Genomic DNA, 21,470 nt, shown 5'->3' with positions numbered 1-21,470 from the left:
GACCATGCTGATCGAGGGCGTTTCGACGTCAGCAAGACGCGTGCAGGCTGCGAGTACGCCTAGGCATCATCCCGTCCAGGCCGTAACTCCAATCCCCGAACGATCACGTAGGCGATCAGGGCCACGATGAACACGAGCAGATACATCCAGGCAATGCTTTGCAGCGTTTCGATGATGGTTCGATAGACTTCCAGCGTCCAACGCTCCGCGGTCAACGCCAAAGCGTCAACGTTCTGGTCGCGAGCATTGATGTATCGCTCCAGGTCATAGATTCTGACGCCACCTGATACACCGACAACGAAACCGGCGAAGGTAATGTACCGATGCCAAGCGCCGCTGATCTCGTCCTTGACGATCCGCGAGAGGATTTTGCCGACCGGCTTGTTGAATAACAGCACGACCACCATGGAAACGACGATGGCGATCCCCAACGTGGCCAATAATAGAGTGAAAAACATATCAATTTTCCCCAATCGTCGAGAAACGCGTGGCTACCAGATGGTCACGTGAACGAACAGCACCTTCAGGCTTCAGGCCTTACCCCTCGATGAGGCCCAGAGGGACCAAGCATCGTGGCTACTCAGGCTCAGGCCATATCTTTCTTGTCCACTTCTTCCTTCTCCTCACGATGAGAGCTATACACCACAGGGGACGATGGCCGGACATCCCGGGACGCCTGATTTTGCCGATTGTCGATGTGACTCAATACCATCAGCTGTACCACCAGAAACGCAAAGCAGATAATGAAACCTTTTATCATTTGAGTGCCTGCGAGATGGAAAGGGAAAGATCCAAAAGGTCACACAACCTATAATACCGCCTGGCACTGCCGAAAGTTCAGAAAATTGACATGGAATTCCTGGCCAAGACCAAGCCCCTGCCGACGCATCGAGCGGCTACCCTGTGCTTGCCGCAACCGTCACCGCCAGAAAGCCCCTCCGGGTATGATCCGCACCATCAACCGCCTGTCGCTGCGCGGGAGCTCGACCGCTGCCCTTCGACGAGGGTAACGGTCATCAGGCTCGGAATGCCGGCCCATTTCAGCGTGGCCTGGTATTTTCTTCCAGCTCGGTGAAGAAGTTCTCGAAGGCCAAGAACCCATCATCTATGATCGCCCGGACTTGCTTCATCTCTTCTGGCGAATACTCGACTGCATCAACCAGCTCCTCGTCGCTACCTATGGTATGCCCAGTTTCATGACTGAGGTGAAGCTCTCCACAATACTCCAGAGCGGGACTTATCTCTTTGGTGACATCGGCGAGAGCTTCAAAAAATGCGTTCCCGGCCGCCTCCATGACCTCAACAGCCACCAGCCTCATCTTGGCCGGCTGGCCCGCTATGAGACTTATCAACTTGTACGTTAGCAGCCTCCCATTTTTATTCTCACCCGACCAAAGAAACAATATATGATCAGTCAGCAAGCCTCCACTGCTTTTCTCCATACGTTTCAGATCATTGATGAACCACTGCCAATGATTCGCATCCTCCTCTGAGTGGACATTTATAGCTCGCTCCAGGTCGTTTTCCGGTGATTCAAAAGGCAATATATATTGGCTTATATCGGCAAAACTCATCACAAAGTGTGAAAGGCGCGGGAGAAACGAAATCCGCCTTTCAACCGATACAGAAGAATCATAAAGAAAACCAAAGAAGGAGTGAGAGGCGAACCTACTCTTCCTTTCGTCTATATAGGATGATACCTTCACGACAACCCCCTTTTCGTTTTATTTAAAAGACAGGCAACCTATACCAACCCCTGCCACTCAAACCAAACCAAAAGAAGTGTCGTTTAGTAACCCCAGGAAACGTCAGGTAACCTTCAATGACCGGTCTAGTGAAGTTACTTCATTAACAGCCATATACAGCAGACAAGCACATCATTACCAAAACATCTATCGAGCAGCAGCACATGCCTCGTTCAGACCTTTTGACCACCCACCGGTGGCGTGCCGCCAGCGCAGAAACAGAGCCGGCCCCGGCTGGCGGAGATTGATCAACCGAAAGAGATGCATTCCGAAACAGGTAGTTTCAGGGGCACACCCTGCCAACCGAGTTTCGCCTAGACCCAGCCACCAGTCTGACGAACCCGGCTCGATAAGCACTATCAGCTCGAGACTCTGCGCAGGCGATGGCCAATACCATTCACGATCCCCGACATTAGCCACGGCACTACCAGCAGAAGCAGTGTAAAAGGTACAAACGGGCTTACCCACCTCCTCCCTCATGCGCCGGGCCAAAACCATCCGATTCGATGCCGCCAAAACGTTTGCAAGCGCAATTCTTGCTCAACACAGACAACGCCCACGAAAACGAATACGAACAAGCCGCAAAGATCATAAAAGACACGGCAAACGAGTCTCTGGAACATGTCACCGCCAGGCCAAGAACCCGCCCCCCAACCTGCGTGGACTTTGGCCGTGAATGCGCCGATTGCAAAAGCCAAGCCGAGGAGGAACCATGCTCATCGACATCGGCGTCGTGCTATCGCTCGGCCCGTATCGGGCAGGCTCATAGGGCAGATGTGATGATCACCGCCGCTGCGAGGATCGCAAAGCCATGTCGGGTGATGCCACCTAGTGTTACTCTAGGTGTATAGGCCCGCACGCGCCTTGCGACACGATTCAGGCGGCTATGGCGATAACGCCAGGTAGGCCTTGCCCGAGCGAAGGAAGAGGCCCATGCGGACAATGAGCTTCGAGATCACGCACAGGCCGGAGAAGCGGCAATATGGCAGACAAAGACATCATGATGGCGGATGAGCCGTTGGACAAGGCTAAGCATCTGCAAGTGGGAGAAGAACAGTTTTTCGTGCTTGACCGTCAGGGCCGACACATCAACTGCCGAGTCAAGGAACGCCTCCCAAACGGAGAATACATCGTCGAGTTCCTTAGTGAGAGCATCGAAGGCTGCGAGAAGAGCCTTGACTATATTGGAAAGGAAAAAAACATCAGCTGGGACCAGATCAGATTCTGACAAACGCAGTCCAGTTCACGATGTAGTAATCAGACCACGACACCGCCCGCTGCAGCGCGGGCTTTTTTGTTTCTGGGGGCAACATGACAGACGAGATACTGAACATCGGCGAAGTTGCCGAATTCATAGGTGTGTATCGCGCCTCCCCCTCTGGCACATGCATGCCAAGTACAAGATGATCGCGCCGCCGGCACAATTCAGTGTCGCAAGTCTGGTCATCTGCACAGCTACCTGGAGCAGTGGGAGGAGGGTCGGATGAAAGAGTCGGTACAGAATACCGGCCGATCGAATAGCCCTGCCCCTTCCAAAATCACCTTCCTCTCAGGCTTCACTCATTGATGGGCCCAGCTGGACTCGAACCAGCGACCAAGGGATTATGAGTTCGCTTATAAATCAATAAGCTACTGATATCCAAGGGAAAGCGACCGTAATAGAGCGAAAGGTACAGTTCTTTGGAATCAGTAGTTTAGCGAAATTTGAGGATAGCACACGAAGCTGGTGTGTGTACCGGTGGTGTACCGTTTTGGGCCTCCCCTATCTCGAATGGCATGCCTCAGTGGGAGCGTAAGACTGCACCACTCAAAGGCATGCTGACCGATTGCGGCCAAAAGCGACAATGATACGTCAAATCTTGCACCAAGCCACGCTTTGAATTTTTAAGCTTAAATACCACTAAACTAGGGAGAACCGTCGTTATTCGAAACCGGGCACATTGACCTTTAATACTATGTCACCATGTCAGATTTGACTACTCTTTCAATCACAATGCAAAGCCGTTCTAGCTCCTCCTGAGCATCCTCAATTGGTATCGTTATCGGCGCACTGAAATCATTGATCGAGCCAGTAAGCTCGGCCGCTCGCAAAATGAACTCTCGTAATTCCCCATTAACTTGATCAGGATGCATTGACTCCCAAGCAAGTACTACCTGTTTCGTGAGCCCAGGAAGCTGTCGCTCAAGGGGGAGTCCGGAGTTAACAGACTCAAGCACTTTACGCTGCCACTCAATCTTCTGTTTAAAGCCTCTCACAAAACACCCTCCTAGAAGATCTCACCCAGTCATCAATGGTATTAAGGTCATCACGCGACAAAGCCTTAAGCTCCCCTGCAACAGGTCCGCGTGTAGACGCTGCACGACAGCTTTTTATTGATTCGTACTTTGCAAGATCCAACTTTAGTTTCGGGTCAACACGATACGGAGCATACTTCGAGAAGATAGGTCTCTCTCTTTCACGATAAGAAAGAATCATCGCGACATCCCTCAAAGCCATGTAAAGCAAACCATGCTCAAATACTGAGCAGTTGCTTCCACTCCGAAGCTGTCGAAGAGCCTCTTCCAAGATATCGCAAAAACACTCAAAGTCATCAGCGCTAGTCTGATAAGGAGCCGGCATACCGAGCTCTCTTATCACATCTGACCCATCGAAAGAATAAACCAACCGACTTTCCGCTGCCAAATGATGAGAAAACAGGTCGCCTCTTTCAAAGCACTCCGTCAACTCCATTTTGCTATACACAAGGAATGTATTCGGGAGGCTGCCTTGCGCGCTTTTATCTTCCAGAACAGCCAACATATCTACATCCGACTGCCGATCTAACTCTCCCCTCACCACTGACCCAAAAATATATAACCACATATATTATCGCCTAGCCAAGCGCTTAACGAGTGAAGCCAAGAACATACCAAGAACAAGATAACGGGTTAGAGCAAGAATTATCCCAACAGTTTTACCAAGCTCGCTTCCACTCCCGAGAACAAACTCAGACGCAGATGTAGCAATTGCACCCGATATTGGTAGTCCCACCCCCCATATGCCATAGATAGTACCAAGGAGCCATACGCAAAGAGCAGTCCATACAAGCCTCCAAGGCCGCTCACCATTTCCCCATAATTTATCTAGAATCCAAAATCCAAAATACTTCCCCGCATATTTAGCCCGGTTCAGCCCTTTATGCTTTCGACGATAATGCGCTTCTGCAGAGAAAGCGGCTTTTCGGTAATGCTCAAGGGTTGCACTGAGCTCCACAAGAATAGCTGCGTTGACGCCATCGTAATTACCTATGCTTTCATAGTTTGTACGAATAGACCGAGCTAAGTCACGCTTCAGATTCTCGTAAGGGGGAAGGTTATGCGTAATAACATCTAACTCTATCTCAGTCTTTTCGAATGTCGCATATGAAAAATTGCAACCTTCAAACTTAGCCCCTTGGAAGTTAGAAGAAGATATATGCGCACCTGTAAAGTCGCAATCGATAAATTCACAGTTTCGAAAATAGCAATCCCTGATTACCACCTGCTTAAAAGAGACCCTCATGAAACGGCGACTGACTGCAAAAATCCTTTCCAACCGTTTCTGAAAAAAGAGTGAAGAATCATGGATATCCGCCATGACTTCGACATCGACCACATGATCTTTTCGGTGCTCACGAAATGGCCCTTCCAGCCTCCCTTTCATGGGTGGCAATTCGTTAGCCTCTTCGGTCACAGACCTCCTGTTTTCATCAAATGATTTTGAATCCATAGAGCCACCGATATTCTATTTTTGACAGGCATTATCTGTATAATATTTTTTCGGGACAATGCTACAGAGTACCATCCCATTTAACCAATACACCGACAGCACTTTCTATGAGGACCCGCTGTGGGTCCCAAACCATCTATCAACATAGACTAAAATTCCTCGCTCGACCAGAAGCGGACATTTAATGGGCACTGACACAGCATGTAGACATACGGGAATTTTGATATTAAAAACACCATCGACTACAAACCTTTAGGCGGCTTTGATTTGTGATAACCAACATTCTTTGCCGCAACATGTATGAAATTCTTTATAGTTGCCTCGGCTTCTTTGCTAATGATTTCAACTCTATTTGCTTCTGCTTGCATTCGTATATAACCACGAAGCATTTTTTCGCGATAGTGGTAATACCCTTGCTTTTTACCCTTTTTTAAAATTTCACCATATTCAGGCTTCAAGAGGTTTCTAACCCTTGAAGAGTACTTATCGTAAGGAAGAGGAAGCTTATCATCAACCTGTGACATAATATTTGTATACTGCTTATGCATGTCCGAAAGATATGCACCTTGCCACTCATCAGCTGAAGTTGACCAAAGAACCTCTTCATAGTCTTGGCTGCGCTGATTAACAGCTAGTTCATATGGTCTAGCTAGCTCCGCAGCTATCCCCAATATTGCTTTATAAAGAGCTGAGTAGTAATCATCCCAAGTTACTTCCGCAACCACTTCATCTTTCTCAAAAAGTATCCACAACAACTTTTCAACTATCAGGTGAACATAATAAGGGTAGCCATCACTTACTGCTGCTATGCGAATATAAATATCTCTTGAAATTTCTATGTTAAATTCTTTTAGCGCGTGAATTGCAATATCCCAACGAGCATCCCAGCTTAATCTAGGCAGTTCTATGGTTTCCAGTTGACGTATTGCTGATTGATGTGCGCCAAGAATTTCATTCAGGGTCTCACCAACACCGGTAAAAATAAATTTTATCTCAACCCTCTTGTCGCCAATTTGTTTTAGAAGATCCGCCAAAAAATCAATTTCCCGCTCGCACTCAATCCTATCCACCTCATCCACAACCACTACTGGTACTTCTGAATGTATCAAAGACACTTCTTTTAACACTTCAACAGCGTCACTAATGCCACGAATCTTTTCGGAAAAATCCGTTGGAGACACTTCGCTTTTGATTGAGTACTTTAGCCATTGCAGCCCTATAGTAGCCTGCTCAGTAAGTCTAGAATCTGATATCCAGCTGGCATTCACAGCTTGAGAAGCAACACTTGCAACAATAGACTTAACTGTCGAATCAGGCGAGCAAGATACATCAATATATTCGGCGTCAGAGCTTTGCCATTGATTTGCAGCAGTTGCTGCAAGTGATGATTTCCCCACACCTCTTTCGCCATATATAAAAACATTTCTCCCGGGCGAAAAAAGAGCTTTTTCTATCCTATCTAACTCATCTTCCCTGCCAATAAGATTCTCAATTGATATTACTGGCCTTGCAGGCGAAACCACCTCATTCAACTTCTTCCCAAAAGAAAACTTATCATACCCCTCAATCATCTTATTGCCCTTTAATTAGTTTCTTTTTTCTGAGGAAGCGGCTCAAAGAGATGCTTTTTAATAAAGCACAAGCCCACGGTACCACAAGCGTTCACGCAGAGGTACGCAAGGTGGGGGTCGTTCAGGCTCACTCCGGCGATTGTTCCGTGCCGATCACCGGCCGCGTTGCTAATGCTTGCCACGCCTTCAATCGTGCTGACGAGGCCCTGCAGAAGCTGGTGCTCCGCCTGGTTCTCTGCACGTACAAAACCAACGGCATCCTGGGCCTGCTTGAGGAGGCGACTTAGGCTTCCTGAGGTATCTGGCTCACTATCGCGCTCGCTAATAATTGTCTTAAAAAAAGTTTCCAAAAGTGTTCGAGCAGCTGTTACCGCTGCTGCAGGATTTGCAAGTAAACGCCCATGTGCCGTGACCCAGTCTTTGCGAAAAGCAGTTTCTCTAAGTTCTGAAAATGCTAAGCCGATCGGAGTCTTGGATATGTACGAGTGTAACTCTTCACGCAAAGAGGCACGTTCGTCCTCTGGTGGGTACCCGTACCGGGACTCGTATTCGAAAAATGTAAGGTCGTTAAGCGCGTAGTACTGTTGTTCGGGTGTTAGCGCATATACGGACTCGACGAAAAGCTGTAAGCGCGTCGGGTTCATAGCATAATGATCATATGGTTTCACTAGTGGCGAAAATCGTGCGAAGTAATCCGTGATTTGTTTTGCGGAAAACCCTACGCGCTGCCCGCCGTAAGCGCGTGAAAACTTGTCAACCGTAACTCGAGGAACTGCCTGCATACCTTAACCTTCTTATTAATTTATAGGGAAAGATTTATGTTCAATATAGCAATTAAAAGCGCTGCATGAACTGATGAAAAATCAAGGCCAGTCCCTCATTACCCCATAGATGGAAAAATCACATCCTTGGCTTCACATCTCGTCCGCCTTTCCCTGCCAACAGCTTGAGAATCAACAGCGCGAACTGCCTTCCTGTTTCCTCACCCTAAAAGCTTCTCGTGATCGCTAAAGGCATCGAGCACAGCGTCGGTGACCTTCTTCGGGAAGAGGCCGTGCACCACCGGGCCTGTGTGTAGTTCCGACCCTTGGGCAACACCGCTTCGTCGCATTCGATGCGGTCTGCGATGCCGTTGAAAAAATACAGCTTCGTCATCGCTGACCTCTGCGCCGTAGAGGTCGTTGTGCCGGTCGATGATCTCGGCACGGCGCTGCTTCTCGGGATCGTGGGGCTTGCCAGAGTCCGCCTCGCTGACCAAGGTGAGGCCGTAGCCACCGGCCGTACCGGCCTTCCAGCCGCGGGCGGTCATGTCCTTGGAAATGTCCCACTGGAGCTGAGCTTCCCTACTGTTCGCCATGTCACCCCCTGCGCCTAGCGTAATTATGCGTAACAGCCTAGCGCCTCAGGGATGTAAGGAGAAGTCTACTTAGGCCGGTACATCGCTGGGGGTGTGAGACGTCACCTCCGAAGGCTACCCAGCGCCTGCTCCAATAGCTCTAGTGACTGACGGTGCTTGTCAAGCGTCATCCTCTGGATATTGGCTAGCTTCCAGCGCACGGCAGGCAGCCGATCAACGCCCTGCAGCGAAAGCAGCGCCCAGTCAGGCGCCCCCTGCTTGAAGGACAGAAGAAAGCGGATATCCTCATTGGTGGTCAGTTGGCCCAACCGCGTCAGGAGTTCGTGCCGGACGTCCTCCAGTTCCTGCAAAGGAAGATCAACCCTGGCCATCCCGACAAACTCCTGTCGGTAGACGTCGTCCAACGGTTTCAGCCGAGGGTTGATCACCTCGTTCAAGGGCCTGGGATGCCCCAGCAGATAGACCAGGAAGCCTTCGAATACGCTTCGATTCAGGCCGCCCTGGTTCAGCAGCAGCTTCACATCGAAAAGGTCCCGGGGGTGCTGGCGATCCAGCGCGGCGCAGATCTTGCCGCCATACAGGTCAGGCAGTGACACCACCTGCACCGCAGCGAAGCCGTAATCGTCTTCCACTGCTTCCACGACATCGCGCTCCTGCGGCGGGTGCAGAGTGCCACGCAGTACCGGCGATACCTCCACCTTCACCTGGCTGCGACCTCGACGCACTAGGATTCTCAGCTCGTCTCGGCGATTATCCTGAAGCTCGGCGCGCACGCCTGGCAGTCTGGCACTAAAAGTCTCTGCCAGCCGCTGCAGCGCCTCGCGACAGCGTCGCAGGGCCTCGTCACGGGGCTCCAACGGCAAGTAGGCCAGGTCGATATCGACCGATAGGCGAGGTAATGGCTGCACGAAGAGATTGATGGCCGTGCCCCCCTTGAGGGCGAAACACGGCTCATCATTGAGATAAGGCAGCAGCGAGACCAGCAGCCTGACCTGTTCGTGGTAGCGAGCTTCAATCGGCATGCAGGAACGCCTCCGGCACCGTCACGTGATATTCCCTGTCCAGCTTGCCGCCCTGGCAGAGCTGCCGCTTGCCTTTGCCGAGGTCCAGTCGGCGTGGTTCCAGACGACCGTACCAGGCATGCCCGGCGTGGCGAGCCAGCACCAAGAAGGCCCTCTTGGTTCTCACCGAACGGCATCCCTCCAGCAATGCCTGCAGCCGGCGCGGACGAAGCGTATTGAGCCCGCTGAAGGTATCCACCAGCTCGCTGCCGAATAGCAGCTCATTCGGCGTCACGGCGATCCACTCCAGGACCGCTCTCTCAGGAGTCGATACCTGCAAGCTGAAGGCCCTGCCATCCGGTGCGTAGTCCGTGAAGCTACCGGGAAGCTGCACCGGCAGGCCCTTTTCAGAGTGGAGCACCATCCGCCCTGCCCACTCGGCATCACTCAACCACCGGGGCAGCCGAGCGGCCTCCTTGCCATACAGGTGCGTTGTGCGCTCCCCCATGGGCAGATAGTGGGCAAAGCCATGCAGTGCCAGGGCTGTCTGGCCACCCGGCCACAGCGGTGGTAAGCCCGTGTCGTCGCTCGTCTGCAGGGCGAAAACAGCGCTCTCCCAGGTAAGAGGCTCCCCCGCTTGGCAGTAGGCGCCGTGCCCCACGCGTTGCAGCCAGCCACTGCCGGCCAGCTTTCGCGCCTGATCCGAGGTGACGCCGTGTGATGCTAGCCAGGCGGTCGTCACGACGGCGCCATATGGTATCTTGTGCAGCAACTGGTTTATTTTCACGTGAAAAAGCGGCCTTAAATTCCGTCTTCAGAGTGAAGAATAAACCACGCAGGTTTATCTTCAAGCACAAAATCGCCATTCAAGGCCGCTTTTAGCACAGGATTTAAACCGAAAGCTGAGTCTCCGGCCCTGCTTGAGCCCAAATTTAGCCGGAGGAAGCTTGAGGGACGAGGCCAGGCTGAGAAGGCTGCTGCAGGGGGACAAAGCGGCCACACATCAGATTAATCCTGATAGTGCGTGTACTTTTTCGCACTTCCCTTCACTTGGTCGGCGGGATATTTCTGCGCATTCTTCTCCATCTTCGCCCGGCATGCCGCTTCGATATCCACGTCCAGCTTGCCCGCCAGCCGGATCAGATAGAGCTGCACATCGGCAATTTCGTCGCGCACGGCGGCCAGTTGCTGCTCATCCAGCTCCGTGGACTGCGCCTCGGTCAGCCACTGAAAGCACTCCTGCAGCTCAGCTGCCTCCACCGTCAGCGCCATGGCCAGGTTCTTGGGCGAGTGGAACTGGTCCCAGTCGCGCTCGGTGGCGAACTGGTCCATGGCGTCGCGGAGCTGCTTGAACGGGTCTGACATGTGTCACTCACCTGGTTCTGCAAAATCGAATAGCGGTGAGCATGCCTGCTCTGCCGCTCGCTATCCAGCCGGCATCGGCATAGGCGACCCTCAGGCCGCCCACTCGCTCACAGCACGGAGAGGAATTCGCCGATGACCTTCAGGTCCTCAAGCTCGTCCTCGAGCACGATGTCCTTGTAGCCGAAGGCGTTGGTCTGGGGCTTCAGCACGATGCGTTGGTTCACGAACTCGCCGTACTCCTCGACCTTCTCGCTCTGATACTGCTTCACCGTGAAGCTGCCACCATGATCCGGGTCCTCGATGGCGCGATGCTGCACCACGACGACCTTTCCTTGCCGTGTGCCGCCTGGGTTGGCACGGAACAGGCACCAGGCGCCATTGGGAATGCGCCGGTTCATCGACTCCCCCACCACCCGGCTGACGAACAGACCGGGGCTTGCCCGCATGAAGTCCGGCAGCTCGACCCAGTGCTCGGCTTCGGCGATCTGCATCTCGCTGAACTCACCAGCGGCGATGCTCAGGTCGTAGACGGGTACATGGCGCTCGAACGGCACCGCCTCATCACGCGTCACGATGGGAAGATGCAAGCCATCCAGCGTCTCGGCATTCTCGGGCGCGTCCAGCCGCTCAGCCGCTGCTTGAGAGCGAGCATAGGCCGCGAAGTACTCGCGGGTCTCGGGGTCCGTGGCATAGACGTAACAGCCCTTCTGGCCCCGTGTCATCAGCGTGCGATAGGTGTTCTTGATGATCTGGTCCGCCAGGGCACGGGCATGCTCAGGCTGCTCCTTGAGCATCTTCTTGTAGCCATGAACCGAGCGGTCCTGCCCCGCCCGCTTGCCCGCGTCTGTCACCACGCGACCGTCACGAATCACGAAGTCGTCTCCGATGATGACACCGACGTAGTCGAACTCGAGCCCCTGGCAGGTGTGAATGCAGCCGATCTGCTCTGCTGATCCATCGGCGATCGCCCAAAGCATGCCGTCGTCATCGAGGTTCCACTGGGCCGCGAAGTCATGTTCGGGAAACACGATGTCCATGGCCTGCTTGTCCTTCTTGCTGGCCCAAGGCCAGCAGTAGCCCGCCACCATGCGTGCCTTGTTGGCCTTGCGGTTCTTATCGAGAATCGCCCGGCGCATGGCACTCGGGTCGTCGAATACCTGGAAGTCGTAATCGATGTCCTCCAGATCGGTGTTGGCCGTGGTACGAACCTGAAGGGCATGATCGAGCCATGCCAGGTAACCGTCCGAGCCGTTGCAGCGAAACTGCGACGCCAGCTCAAGTTCGTGGACATCGGCGCCGCACTCGGCCGCCCGCCGCCGGATCTCCTCGACCGTCCCCACGTCCTTCAGCGTTACGCGCTGCGCTTCATCGATAAAGAAGATCGAAAAGCGTGACGCGGCGATCACCTCCTTAATCTGGCTCTCGCCCAGGTTCTGATACATGCCCGACTTCTCGTTCAGCCGGTGCGCCTCGTCAACGATCAGCGCATGGAAGGTATCCGGCTCGGCGTTGACGTAGCTGCCCGAGCCCTTGAACAGGTTGTCGATGTGCGTCTTCTTGCGCGTGCCGGTCAGCTTCTTCTTGAAGACCTCACGAGGGGCCGAGTTGCGCGAGACGTACTGAGTCATCATCTCGCGCTTCGTCAGCTCCACCAGCAGGTTGATGGCCACCACCGATTTGCCGGTGCCCGGTCCGCCCTTGACGATCAGGCACTGCTTTTTGCCGCTGCCTGCGCGATGCGCAAGATCGATGGCGGTTTCATAGACCAGCTTCTGGTCGTCGATCATCAGGAACTCGGCGTTGCCCTGCATCATTGATGCCAGGGCATCCGCCAGGTTCTTGCTCGGCTTGATCACACCATGCTCGATGCGATACATGATGTTGTTGCTGTCACCGTACTTGATGTGCTGGCTCAGAAACTTCGAAAGCTTCAAGGCATCCTGCGAAATGAAGACCGGCGCACGGCGCGTGTGATGCTCGTAGAAGGGATCATTGATGGCGTTCCCCTGCTTCATGTTGTGCAGGTAGGCGCAGGGCACCAGGCGGATCGACTCGGAGCGTACCGTCTCGTTGTAGTCTTCGATCAGCGCGCCATAGGACCACGCCTGGTACGACGGATGGTTGGTCTCGCGCACGCCGCCGCCCAGCTGGGTGCGCACGATGGCATCCTTCTTCGTCACCTCGACGGACTGCCACTGTTTCAGCTCAACGATGACCGCTGCATCGTCCCGCTGGTGGTTCTTGCCGGTCAGGATGAAGTCCACACGGCGATTGGTCAGCGGAATGTTGTACTCGATGGCCACTCCCGCCGATGCGGGAATGCCCTCGTCGAGCAGAACGCTCATCATGAAGCGCAGGGAGTTCTCCCACGACGCCACCTCGCTGCGCGGCGAGTTGCGGTTCAGTCTGCGTGCCACCTCGTTCTCGATGGCGTCGGTGATGACGTTGGCTCGTACATCGTCGATGAACTGCTGCTTGGTGGCGTTGTAGACCAGCATACCCTCAAAAGTTCCCTTTTCGGTCAGTTAGTTATAGGTTGTTCGCATGAATGCATTTGACAATTATGCACGCTAGCGGCTGCAACAGCACAGATCAGAACTAAAAGGCTGACAGGGCTGGGGTCTGTGCATACGGGCTTCGGTTCCCAGCCTAACTATCTGTTTTTCGCCGTTTCAGTTCAGCCCGCGCCCAGGCAGATGCTTCTTTCATATCTCGCCGCAGTTCATCCAGCTCTTCGGAAGTCAGCCACCGAACCGCCGGCTCCCCGCTTTCTGGGTGCGTCTCGCCGACCTGCTCGACGGTTTTGTCTTCCAGCTCTTTACGCCGTTGCCAGCGTGTCTTCCCGGTCATGTCTACCTCCTGGCGGAAAGGCGGCCATTGGCCGCCTGAGCTATCGCTGGTCAATGGCTCCCATAATGTCAGAAGCCAGTATCGGAAAATCCCGCCGCCTCTGAAAACGGGGTTCTTCCGGTTCCAGCTCCTACATCGTTGCTAGTGTGCGTGCTGCGTGGTGCCTCCTCGCGGCCCGAGTGGGCCGGACGGTTCACGAAAGCGGCAATCTCTGCCCCAAGGTTCCTCTCTCCCTCGACCGATAGCTCGACAGCAGGTACGAAAGCGGCTTCTGTGTAGGCCTCCCGCTCTTCGTCGAGCATATCCAGGGCTACCATAAAATGGCGTTGTTTCATCGTGAGATCTCCTTAGGTGTCCTGTTGGCCACGGTTCACAAAGCGAGCGATCTCGTCGCTACGGTCCTGCTGGTATTCACTACCGCCCAGGCTGTTACTATCGAATGAGGGAGCAGAGTCGTCCGCTTCTGCGACATCACTATCCCCTTCCGGCTCCATGCCCGCGCGGATGGAGGACGCCAAGCGGCCACCAGCGGTTTGATCGACCTTGCCCTGGAACTTCCCAGCCATCTTCGACCCAACCCCTTTAGCTAGCTCGCCAGCCGTTCCCGCTCCCAAGGATGCTGCTCGCCTGAATCCGCTACCGCCACCAGATCGGGAGCCAGGACCAGCGAAACCAGCCGCCTGCGCAAATGGGGTGTCACCGGTGCCCGCTTCATTTCCGGTGGAGCTGCTGCCACTCCCACCACCCTTGCTGTCACCTCCAGTGCCAAAGCTCGGCACGTCGGCTCCAGACCCAGACATATTGGACTGGGCCTTCTCGAAGGCAGCCTTGATGGCTGACCCGCCACCTACTGCATTCGCCGCACCGCCCAACATTGCGCTCCCAGCCATCTTGCCCGCCGTGAGGGCCATACCTGCCGCTGTCATGGCTGCTCCTACCGCAGCACCGGCACCGAATGACCCGATGCCCATTGCTCCCACACTGCCACCCGACACCAGGCCGGAAATCATCGGTGGAATCTTGTTAACCAGGAACAGCAGGATCACCGAAACAACCAGCATCACGACCAACTCCTGGGACGCCATGTTCTCGCTCAACTGCGAGTAGTAGTGAGTAATAAACTCTCTACCGATGGCGACCAGGAGCACCATTGCCATCAACTGAGCCGCTATGCCGAGAATGGCCTTGTAATAGTTGATCGCCATGTCTGATGTCCAACGGGAGCCGCCAAACCCCAGGAAAAACACTCCCGCATAAAGCAGTATCCAACTGGCGGCTAGCAGCAGGAGCAGGTTGACGGAGATAATCGCCAACACCAGCAATACGGCCAAGGCCATACCTTCCATCACCAACGCAGTGGCAAACTGTTTCCAGCTCAACTCTGACGTAGCCTTCACCGTCTGGTCGTACAGTTCAAAACCGATATCGAGGATACTGGACGGCCCCAAGTTGCTGTTAGAGAGGCCACCGGCCTGTGCCCCAAGGGTTTGCAATGACTGTACAATGGTTCCCGCGATGTTCATGCCCTGAGTCGCGTTCGTCAGCAACCACCAGAAAAAGCCTGTAAAGATGGTGAAACGAACAAGCTCGGCAAAGAACTCACCAATGTCGGCCTTACGCAGTGCCATCATGCCGAACGTCCAGACCATCGAGATCACGACCAGGGTCCAGAACAACCGACTGGCGGCCGCTTCTATGACAGGCCCCCACGTTGATGCCGCGGAATGAAAGCGATCCAACACATCATCCATGATGTTGCTGCTGGATAGCTCCTGAGCCATTGCGGTATCGGACAGCAGGACGACGGCGATCACGCCCAAACCACCAAACACGAATCGTTTCATGCGACGCCCTCCCTCAATATCTGTCGGGGGAGCTGGGCTCAAACTCCCATTCCCGCATGCGTTGGGCCTTCTCGAAAGATCGGCAGGCTTCGGTAAAGGCTTTTCGGTTCGATTCTCGGCTCAGCTCGCGGATAGCCTGCTGAAAGGCAACTGGCGCACACGTGATCGCGCTCGCCTCTGGTACCGTTTCCTGCTCACAACCTACCAAGGCAATAGCTGCCACAAGTGGAATGATCTTCTTCATCGCAGCCTCCTTAATAGCGATCTGCTGCGCTAGGTTGGTAATTCCAGGTACGCATCTGCCTTTCCCGCGCTTCCCCTCTGGCGTTTGCATCCAGTTCGGCGGCAAGACGGGCGGCTTCAGCGTTCTGCTGAGCAATCAGCAAGCTGCGGATTTGCAGAAGTTGGTTGGCCTGGTTACTGGCTAGTTGGTTGGCGTAACCAATGGCGGCAAGTTGGCCATCCGCGCCCTGAGCAGCAAATTGCAGACGTTCAAGCTGTCGAGCATCAGACGCCAGATTATCCTGTTGCTGATCCAGCCCCCGGAAGAGCGCATCGTTGGCCGCTTTTTGCGATTCAGACGCCAGGCGGCGGTTTTCATCCATCGCTGCACGTTCGGCATCCGTGCAACCGCCGCCATTGAAGCAGGGAGAACTCCGGTAATACGCTACGTCTTGGAACTTGCCTAGGTAGGCATCGAGGCTGCCGAGCTGGTTCTGATAATGCTGAAGCGTATTGGTGGCTTGGATCAGATCATTAATCGTGGATTGTGCCCTATCCCAGATATAGGCCGCAGGAGCCATGGTGTTTTGCAACTGGTTTTCATACTGCTGCAACTGCGTCTGGTACTGCTCGATCTGCTTGAGGGTCTGTGAGACGGACTCCATCGCCGTCATGACGTTTTGCTGAAGATTGGTGCCGTCGACGACAGGAATGCCCGCTTGGGCAGGCATGGACGTGGTCAACGCCAAGGACATGATGAGGGCAGCCGTTTTAGCCGCTAAAATTCGTTCTCTTCTCATGATTGAGTGCTCTTAGCTTCATCGTGACTAAGTTGCACTCACCAACCTGTAGCGGCTCACTCATGAAGATTGCGAGCCCCTACCCCTGCCGGAGAACCCAGCGGTGAAGTGTGGACCTCTACAGGGATAGCTCGTCACTTACTATCCCGGCGTCCGACCTGCGCGACACCGTCAGAACGCGCGGCCAATGGTTGTTGAACATCGGTGTCATTGTCCTGGGGAACGGTTAGGCTTCCCAAGGGTTAATCGCATCTACTGTTTGTTGCCGCCTTCCAAAGGGAAAGCACTATAGTGAACGTCCCTTTTGCTGTCTTTTTGCCCTCTTGGCGTCCATCTCTGCCCGTAACTTGGCTTTGCGACGCTCTTGCTCGCTCGGCCCCTGTAGGGGCGGTGCCGGAGTCTTGCCCGTTTGTCCCTCAAGGTGAAGCACATCGGCCCGGGACAGCGATTGCAGCCGGTTCCGGCGCACCGGGGGTGGCGGCTGACCGATGGGCGGCACTCCCGCCCGTTTGCTTCGGGTCTTGGCCGGGGCGATGTTCTCGCCGTTCGCCATGGCTTGGCGCCGACGTTCCAGCTCGGGGTCCGCAAACCGGATAGGCAACTGTCCCTCCGCTGCCGCCTTGATCACCCGCGCTTTGAACTCTGGCGAACCGTTCACGGTGATGCGCTCACCGTAGCGCTCCATGGCCATCCTTAGCGCGTTTTGGATGCCTGCCTGGTCGGACTTCCTGGACACCTGGAGCCGGTCGCCATCGTCGCGCACGGCGCTGGCTCCGGCCCGGTAAATGATGGTGCCTTTCTTGGTGATGTTGTCGATCACCGGCACATGGCCGGGCTTCGCCTGTCCCTCACCCTTCAAGGTGTTGCCCTTGAGGCCCTGGGCGGCCTCTCTGGCTCGCAACGCGGCCAGGGCCTCGATATCGCCCTGCAAGGCTTCCCGTTTTAGCCAGTCGGCCCAGGTGCGGCGCCCGTGTGCTTCATGGATCGCCTGGCGTTCCTCACGGTACTGCTTCTGGGTCGCGTCAATGTCGGCTTTCAGGGCGCTGCTGGCCTGCGCATACAGCACCTTCTTGGTCAGCCTGCCGCTGGTGAGCTTGATGGCCGCCCGCCGGGCCTTGCCCTTCTTCTTAGCGTTCTCTATCCGGCGGTCTTTCTGCCGCCGGGCTTTGTCCAGGGCCGCCGTCTTGTTGGCTGCCGCGCTCTGCTGTTCTGATTTGAACCGGGCGTAAAGCTCGGTGGTGTTCACGCGCAGCCGTACCGGGTCTTTGCGGTACTGGCGGTGGGGCTTGCCCTGTTGCGCCTGGTCAGGCTCGAACGGGCCGAAACGGGCCTCTAGCTTCGGCTTGGAGAAATCCCGCCCCAAGGTGCTCGCCTTGACCGCCGCGTCATCACCGGCCACGACAACCAGCCCATTCCCCCGCGCCCGGAGTTCCAGGCCATTGTCACGCATGACCTGGTGTAGCTCAGCCCAGGACTGCGCGGTTTTGATGTTGTCCAGGCACTCGCGTTTGATCCAACCGATCAGGCTTTCAATACCGGCATGACGCTCCATGTCGGCGGCTCGCGACTCGGCCCCGTGTCGGCGCGGCATGTGGTTGTCCTGCTGCAACCCGTAATCCCGTTCCATGACCTCGCACAGCTCGGCCAGCGTCTGGTGTGGGTAGTATGGTTCGTGGATGATGTTGCGCGTCGGGTGGATCTTGTTGATGGCGATATGGATGTGCAGGTTGTCGGTATCGTTGTGAACGGCACTAATGCGCTGATGCTCTCCAAAGCCCAGCCCCTTGCAAATACGGTCCTCGATGGCCACCAGGGTATCAGCCTCAACCTGTTCCCCGGCCCGGAAGCTGACAATCAAGTGATAGGTCTTGTCGCTCTTCGCTCGGGTATTGGCGAACTGGGTCGCTAGTACCTCGCTGACGGCATCCTGGACCGAATACGCCTCGCAGTTGGTCAGACGTACCGCGCCAAGACGGTGCTCCTTGCTTTGCTCGTCGGTGATGTAGTTCACCAGACCAGCAAAGTCTGACTTGCCCAGGGAGCGCATGGGGACGTGTTTGGCGATCATGAGTGCCAGCCCCACATTTTAGCGGCTAAAAAAATCACGACCTGGCCCTTGGCTGTACCACGGATTTCAATACCTGACTCATTTCCTCCTGAGTGGCTTCGATCCTTCCGAGCAGGCTAAGGATGGTAGCCGCCCCGAAGCGAGCCGTTCTCACGTCATCTGTCAGCCAGAGCTTGAGCAGGCCCCCTAAACGCCCCAAGTCACCATTTACACGAACCAGCTCGCGGACATACTCGTAGTCCATAACGCCATTGACCTGATAGCCCTGCCCCACTTCCCGCAGATAACAAGCAACGCTTAGCCCTGCCTGCCTGGCGTTGGATTCAATCAGTTCTCTCTCTTCCGGAAGGCAGTACACCTTGAGCGGAGTGCTGTTCTTCCGTGTCACCCTTTGCTTCTCACTCATGCCAGCTCCTATCTCAGATTCCATGCCTCGCAGAGCAGGATGTCCGTTGAGCACCGCAGGTGCGAATAAGGACCAGTGAAGAGGAACACCTCGCTTGCGAGGTGGGACTACTTCACACATCCTGCCCGCACTTCAGCGTTGATTTTTGTTGGTACGCCATGTGCAAAGCATCGCTATTTCTCTGCATTACGTTGCACGGGTCTGTTTTTTCCTGTGCATCCGTGACAAACAGTCTCGACCCCTGATGAAGTCGACACTTAAGGCGATAATGCAGCGCTCCAGAAGCGGTAAAGCAGCGATCTAACAGCGATTTTCCCATAGCGGCTCCCTTGCGCTTTCCACATTCAAATACACAGCTTTCCTCGCGGTTTCCGCACGGCCCCTCAAATGTCAATGAATAAGAAGCGCTGCCCCTCAAGTGTCAATGAAAGCGCTCAAGTCTTGCCGACCGCGTTGCGTAGTGCTGTAAGCCCATGCGCGGAGCTCATTCGATGCGGAAGACCCGCTGCCTTGACCGCTCGGTTCGCAACCTCGTGCCCAGCTCGCTCTGCAAGGTCGGCGGGGCTACGATTGCTGTCACTCTCCAGCAGCGCATAGGCCGCTAGTTGTTCGCCATTCATCAACCGATTGACCAAGGCTCCGTACTCCTGGGTGAAGTGACGTTCGAGACGTGACCAAGCCGACAACGCCGTGCTATGCGTAAGCTCCCACCAGCCAACGGCGCTACCCGCCATCCTCACGGCCTCATGGCTCCAGTGCCATTGGGTAGGTTCATGAGCATGGGCTCATACCTCATGCCACGCCACCTCCAGACTAGGCATTCCAAAGTCCTCTGGGCGCGGTTCACAGTGAACCGCGAATGCAGCAGGCTGCGGTGGCCAAGATTCGTTACCCATCCGCGTTGCTTCCTGCACCGCCTCACGACATCGTTGGATCCCCAACTCCAGGTGTCGGCGAGTCAGAAAAGCCAGCTCAGCCATCCAGACACCTGATTCATCGAAGGCGCCCCACTGGCTCGTGAACTTCCAGCCGAACAACACACCCAGGGCATCAAACAACTGATCCACGTCAGCTTCTCCGATCAGCGGGCCAGTCTTCGTCGATGATGCCCCCACTCTGTTGAGCTTTGGCGCGTGCGCGTGCTTCTGCGGCGGTAACACGGCGAGATGGAGTGCGTTGGCGTCGATGTCCATTAGCGAGTCCTCCGGTAGTGGGCTGAGCTGCGAGCACATCTTTGCGCAGCCAGTCGGCAAGCTTGGTATGCCAGGCAGCCGTACTGGCCGTGCGACCAGTATCGGCATGGTGGGCCGTGAACTTGGCGAGCTGATATCGCTCGGGAGCCAGATCAGCTGAGAGACCTGCTCGTAAACAGGCCATCGACAGCTCAGTAGGGTCCGGCGTCCATTCGAGGGTCATGGGAAAGCGATCAGAACGTATTGGGATGGCTGACGAAGATTCCTGAAGAGGAACTGCGTCACTGTTCTGATCCGCTCGACCAAGCATCGACTCTCCCGCCTGAGAGTGAGAGAGGTTCATTGATGGTTCATTGGTGGTTAGGGGGACACCAGATGTCCAGGGGCCCTGGTCACCAGGTGTCCGGGGGCCCCGGACTCCACGTCCCTGGGGGGTGGACTCGGTGTCCAGGGGGGTGTAAGTCCTCTCCGCGACTCGATTTGCCAGTCTCAGTTGATACAAGTTACTGGTCTGCCCCGCCGCATTCCGACGCGGCTGGATGCTGAGTAACTGATGCTCTTCGAACTCACGCAACCAACGGCGGACGCTCTTGGTACTGGACTCACAGCGGCGTGCCAGAGTGGAGATGGCTGGCCAACACACCCCTTCTTCGTTGGCGTTGTCGCTCAACGCGACCAACAGCAGGCGACGCCCAGCCTTGTTATCACGCTCGCTCAGGTAGCTCAGTTGGACATCCCATGCCCAGTTCATGGCGACAATGCTCACGCCTCACCCCTTCGTGCCCGCCTCACTTTGCCGCTCTAATCGATTCAGGCCTCATCAATCAGCCCTGCAACGTCAGTTGCACGGAAATAGACACGCCTTCCAACCTTCCTCTTGGCGGCATTCCATTTCACAGCAAACTCTGACTGGCTCTGCAAAGATATTCGGAGACCATCGGGACTACGCTTCAATAATTCCGACAAATCGGTCAGGGAGAGCAATGGCCCATAACGTTCAAGCAACTGTTCTTCGGTTGTCATAACCACCTCAAGATAGCGCATAGCGAGATTACGCTTTTAATATCTACGCCAACTTGCGGTTATTTTCAAGCAATTGATTTAAAAGAAAAAGTATAGCTATACCTACCTTAAAAAAGTTCACCTATACTTTCCTAAAAGCACTCGCATTAATTAAAAAAGCCACCATACTTGAATATAAAAACTTAAGCAGCAGCCCAGGCATTCACGCCCCTCAAGTGTCAATAATTACCTTGAGTAAATCGCCTTACGCACGGGGCTTGGTCAGAGCACTTCATTT

The 21,470-nt window shown here is 54.9% G+C and carries 22 protein-coding genes; 1 reads left to right on the top strand and 21 read right to left on the bottom strand.

Annotated features, from left to right (window positions below; genetic code table 11):
• Positions 1–59: 59 nt before the first annotated feature.
• Together A9O65_RS09235 and A9O65_RS17205 are read right to left on the bottom strand one after the other, a co-directional pair.
• The gene (locus tag A9O65_RS09235; protein ID WP_064701957.1) at positions 60–458 is read right to left on the bottom strand and encodes a hypothetical protein; all 399 of its coding nucleotides are present in this window, start codon (positions 456–458) and stop codon (positions 60–62) included.
• A gap of 582 nt (positions 459–1,040) precedes the next feature.
• Complete coding sequence (locus tag A9O65_RS17205; RefSeq protein WP_139180649.1) at positions 1,041–1,706, bottom strand: hypothetical protein; 666 nt, start codon at positions 1,704–1,706, stop codon at positions 1,041–1,043.
• A 1,021-nt stretch (positions 1,707–2,727) separates the two neighbouring features.
• On the opposite strand from A9O65_RS17205, the gene A9O65_RS09225 reads away from it, so the two are divergent.
• Entirely contained in the window at positions 2,728–2,973 is a 246-nt protein-coding gene (locus A9O65_RS09225; RefSeq protein WP_064697956.1) for a hypothetical protein, read from the top strand.
• A 1,014-nt stretch (positions 2,974–3,987) separates the two neighbouring features.
• On the opposite strand, the gene A9O65_RS17570 is transcribed toward A9O65_RS09225, so the two are convergent.
• From A9O65_RS17570 to A9O65_RS16945, 19 genes are all read right to left on the bottom strand, one after another.
• Positions 3,988–4,608: a nucleotidyltransferase domain-containing protein gene (locus A9O65_RS17570; protein WP_074749290.1), complete on the bottom strand. Its 621-nt coding sequence runs from the start codon at positions 4,606–4,608 to the stop codon at positions 3,988–3,990.
• Between the two features lie 3 nt (positions 4,609–4,611).
• A complete protein-coding gene (locus A9O65_RS16965; protein ID WP_082920150.1) occupies positions 4,612–5,493 on the bottom strand; it encodes a pentapeptide repeat-containing protein in 882 nt (293 codons plus the stop codon).
• 242 nt (positions 5,494–5,735) lie between these two features.
• Positions 5,736–7,064 (bottom strand): ATP-binding protein, encoded by a 1,329-nt coding sequence (locus A9O65_RS16960; RefSeq protein WP_074749292.1) that lies wholly within the window; start codon positions 7,062–7,064, stop codon positions 5,736–5,738.
• Positions 7,065–7,075: 11 nt separating this feature from the next.
• Positions 7,076–7,846, bottom strand: a complete 771-nt coding sequence (locus A9O65_RS16955; protein WP_082920149.1) for an abortive infection family protein — start codon at positions 7,844–7,846, stop codon at positions 7,076–7,078.
• A 200-nt stretch (positions 7,847–8,046) separates the two neighbouring features.
• Entirely contained in the window at positions 8,047–8,421 is a 375-nt protein-coding gene (locus A9O65_RS09210) for a hypothetical protein (protein WP_064701953.1), read from the bottom strand.
• A gap of 101 nt (positions 8,422–8,522) precedes the next feature.
• A complete protein-coding gene (locus A9O65_RS09205) occupies positions 8,523–9,443 on the bottom strand; it encodes a nucleotidyl transferase AbiEii/AbiGii toxin family protein (RefSeq protein ID WP_064701952.1) in 921 nt (306 codons plus the stop codon).
• A complete protein-coding gene (locus tag A9O65_RS09200) occupies positions 9,433–10,209 on the bottom strand; it encodes a type IV toxin-antitoxin system AbiEi family antitoxin domain-containing protein (RefSeq protein WP_064701951.1) in 777 nt (258 codons plus the stop codon). Before A9O65_RS09200 ends, A9O65_RS09205 begins: the two co-directional genes overlap by 11 nt.
• Positions 10,210–10,430: 221 nt before the next feature.
• On the bottom strand, positions 10,431–10,787 hold the full coding sequence (locus tag A9O65_RS09195; protein WP_064701950.1) for a nucleotide pyrophosphohydrolase: 357 nt from the start codon (positions 10,785–10,787) through the stop codon (positions 10,431–10,433).
• A gap of 107 nt (positions 10,788–10,894) precedes the next feature.
• Positions 10,895–13,285, bottom strand: a complete 2,391-nt coding sequence (locus A9O65_RS09190) for a DNA/RNA helicase domain-containing protein (protein WP_064701949.1) — start codon at positions 13,283–13,285, stop codon at positions 10,895–10,897.
• Between the two features lie 151 nt (positions 13,286–13,436).
• Complete coding sequence (locus A9O65_RS09185; protein ID WP_064701948.1) at positions 13,437–13,637, bottom strand: hypothetical protein; 201 nt, start codon at positions 13,635–13,637, stop codon at positions 13,437–13,439.
• Positions 13,638–13,705: 68 nt separating this feature from the next.
• Positions 13,706–13,972 carry a hypothetical protein gene (locus A9O65_RS09180; protein WP_064701947.1) on the bottom strand — a complete coding sequence of 89 codons (267 nt, stop codon included), beginning with the start codon at positions 13,970–13,972 and terminating at the stop codon, positions 13,706–13,708.
• A gap of 12 nt (positions 13,973–13,984) precedes the next feature.
• Positions 13,985–15,481, bottom strand: a complete 1,497-nt coding sequence (gene trbL, locus A9O65_RS09175) for a P-type conjugative transfer protein TrbL (RefSeq protein WP_064701946.1) — start codon at positions 15,479–15,481, stop codon at positions 13,985–13,987.
• Positions 15,482–15,494: 13 nt separating this feature from the next.
• The gene (trbK, locus tag A9O65_RS09170) at positions 15,495–15,725 is read right to left on the bottom strand and encodes an entry exclusion lipoprotein TrbK (RefSeq protein ID WP_064701945.1); all 231 of its coding nucleotides are present in this window, start codon (positions 15,723–15,725) and stop codon (positions 15,495–15,497) included.
• A gap of 10 nt (positions 15,726–15,735) precedes the next feature.
• Positions 15,736–16,503, bottom strand: coding sequence for a P-type conjugative transfer protein TrbJ (gene trbJ / locus A9O65_RS09165; protein WP_064701944.1), 768 nt, complete (start codon positions 16,501–16,503; stop codon positions 15,736–15,738).
• A 286-nt stretch (positions 16,504–16,789) separates the two neighbouring features.
• Positions 16,790–18,571, bottom strand: coding sequence for a TraI/MobA(P) family conjugative relaxase (gene traI, locus A9O65_RS09160; protein ID WP_064701943.1), 1,782 nt, complete (start codon positions 18,569–18,571; stop codon positions 16,790–16,792).
• Between the two features lie 34 nt (positions 18,572–18,605).
• Positions 18,606–18,977 (bottom strand): conjugal transfer transcriptional regulator TraJ, encoded by a 372-nt coding sequence (gene traJ / locus A9O65_RS09155; RefSeq protein ID WP_064701942.1) that lies wholly within the window; start codon positions 18,975–18,977, stop codon positions 18,606–18,608.
• Between the two features lie 785 nt (positions 18,978–19,762).
• Positions 19,763–20,044 carry a hypothetical protein gene (locus A9O65_RS09145; RefSeq protein WP_074749294.1) on the bottom strand — a complete coding sequence of 94 codons (282 nt, stop codon included), beginning with the start codon at positions 20,042–20,044 and terminating at the stop codon, positions 19,763–19,765.
• Position 20,045: 1 nt separating this feature from the next.
• Positions 20,046–20,921 (bottom strand): DnaT-like ssDNA-binding domain-containing protein, encoded by an 876-nt coding sequence (locus A9O65_RS17565; protein WP_367888819.1) that lies wholly within the window; start codon positions 20,919–20,921, stop codon positions 20,046–20,048.
• 59 nt (positions 20,922–20,980) lie between these two features.
• The gene (locus A9O65_RS16945) at positions 20,981–21,193 is read right to left on the bottom strand and encodes a hypothetical protein (protein ID WP_016416860.1); all 213 of its coding nucleotides are present in this window, start codon (positions 21,191–21,193) and stop codon (positions 20,981–20,983) included.
• Positions 21,194–21,470 lie beyond the last annotated feature (277 nt).

The organism is Halomonas caseinilytica, assembly GCF_001662305.1.
Taxonomy (GTDB): domain Bacteria; phylum Pseudomonadota; class Gammaproteobacteria; order Pseudomonadales; family Halomonadaceae; genus Halomonas; species Halomonas caseinilytica.
This window is presented reverse-complemented; position numbering and strand designations above follow the sequence as displayed.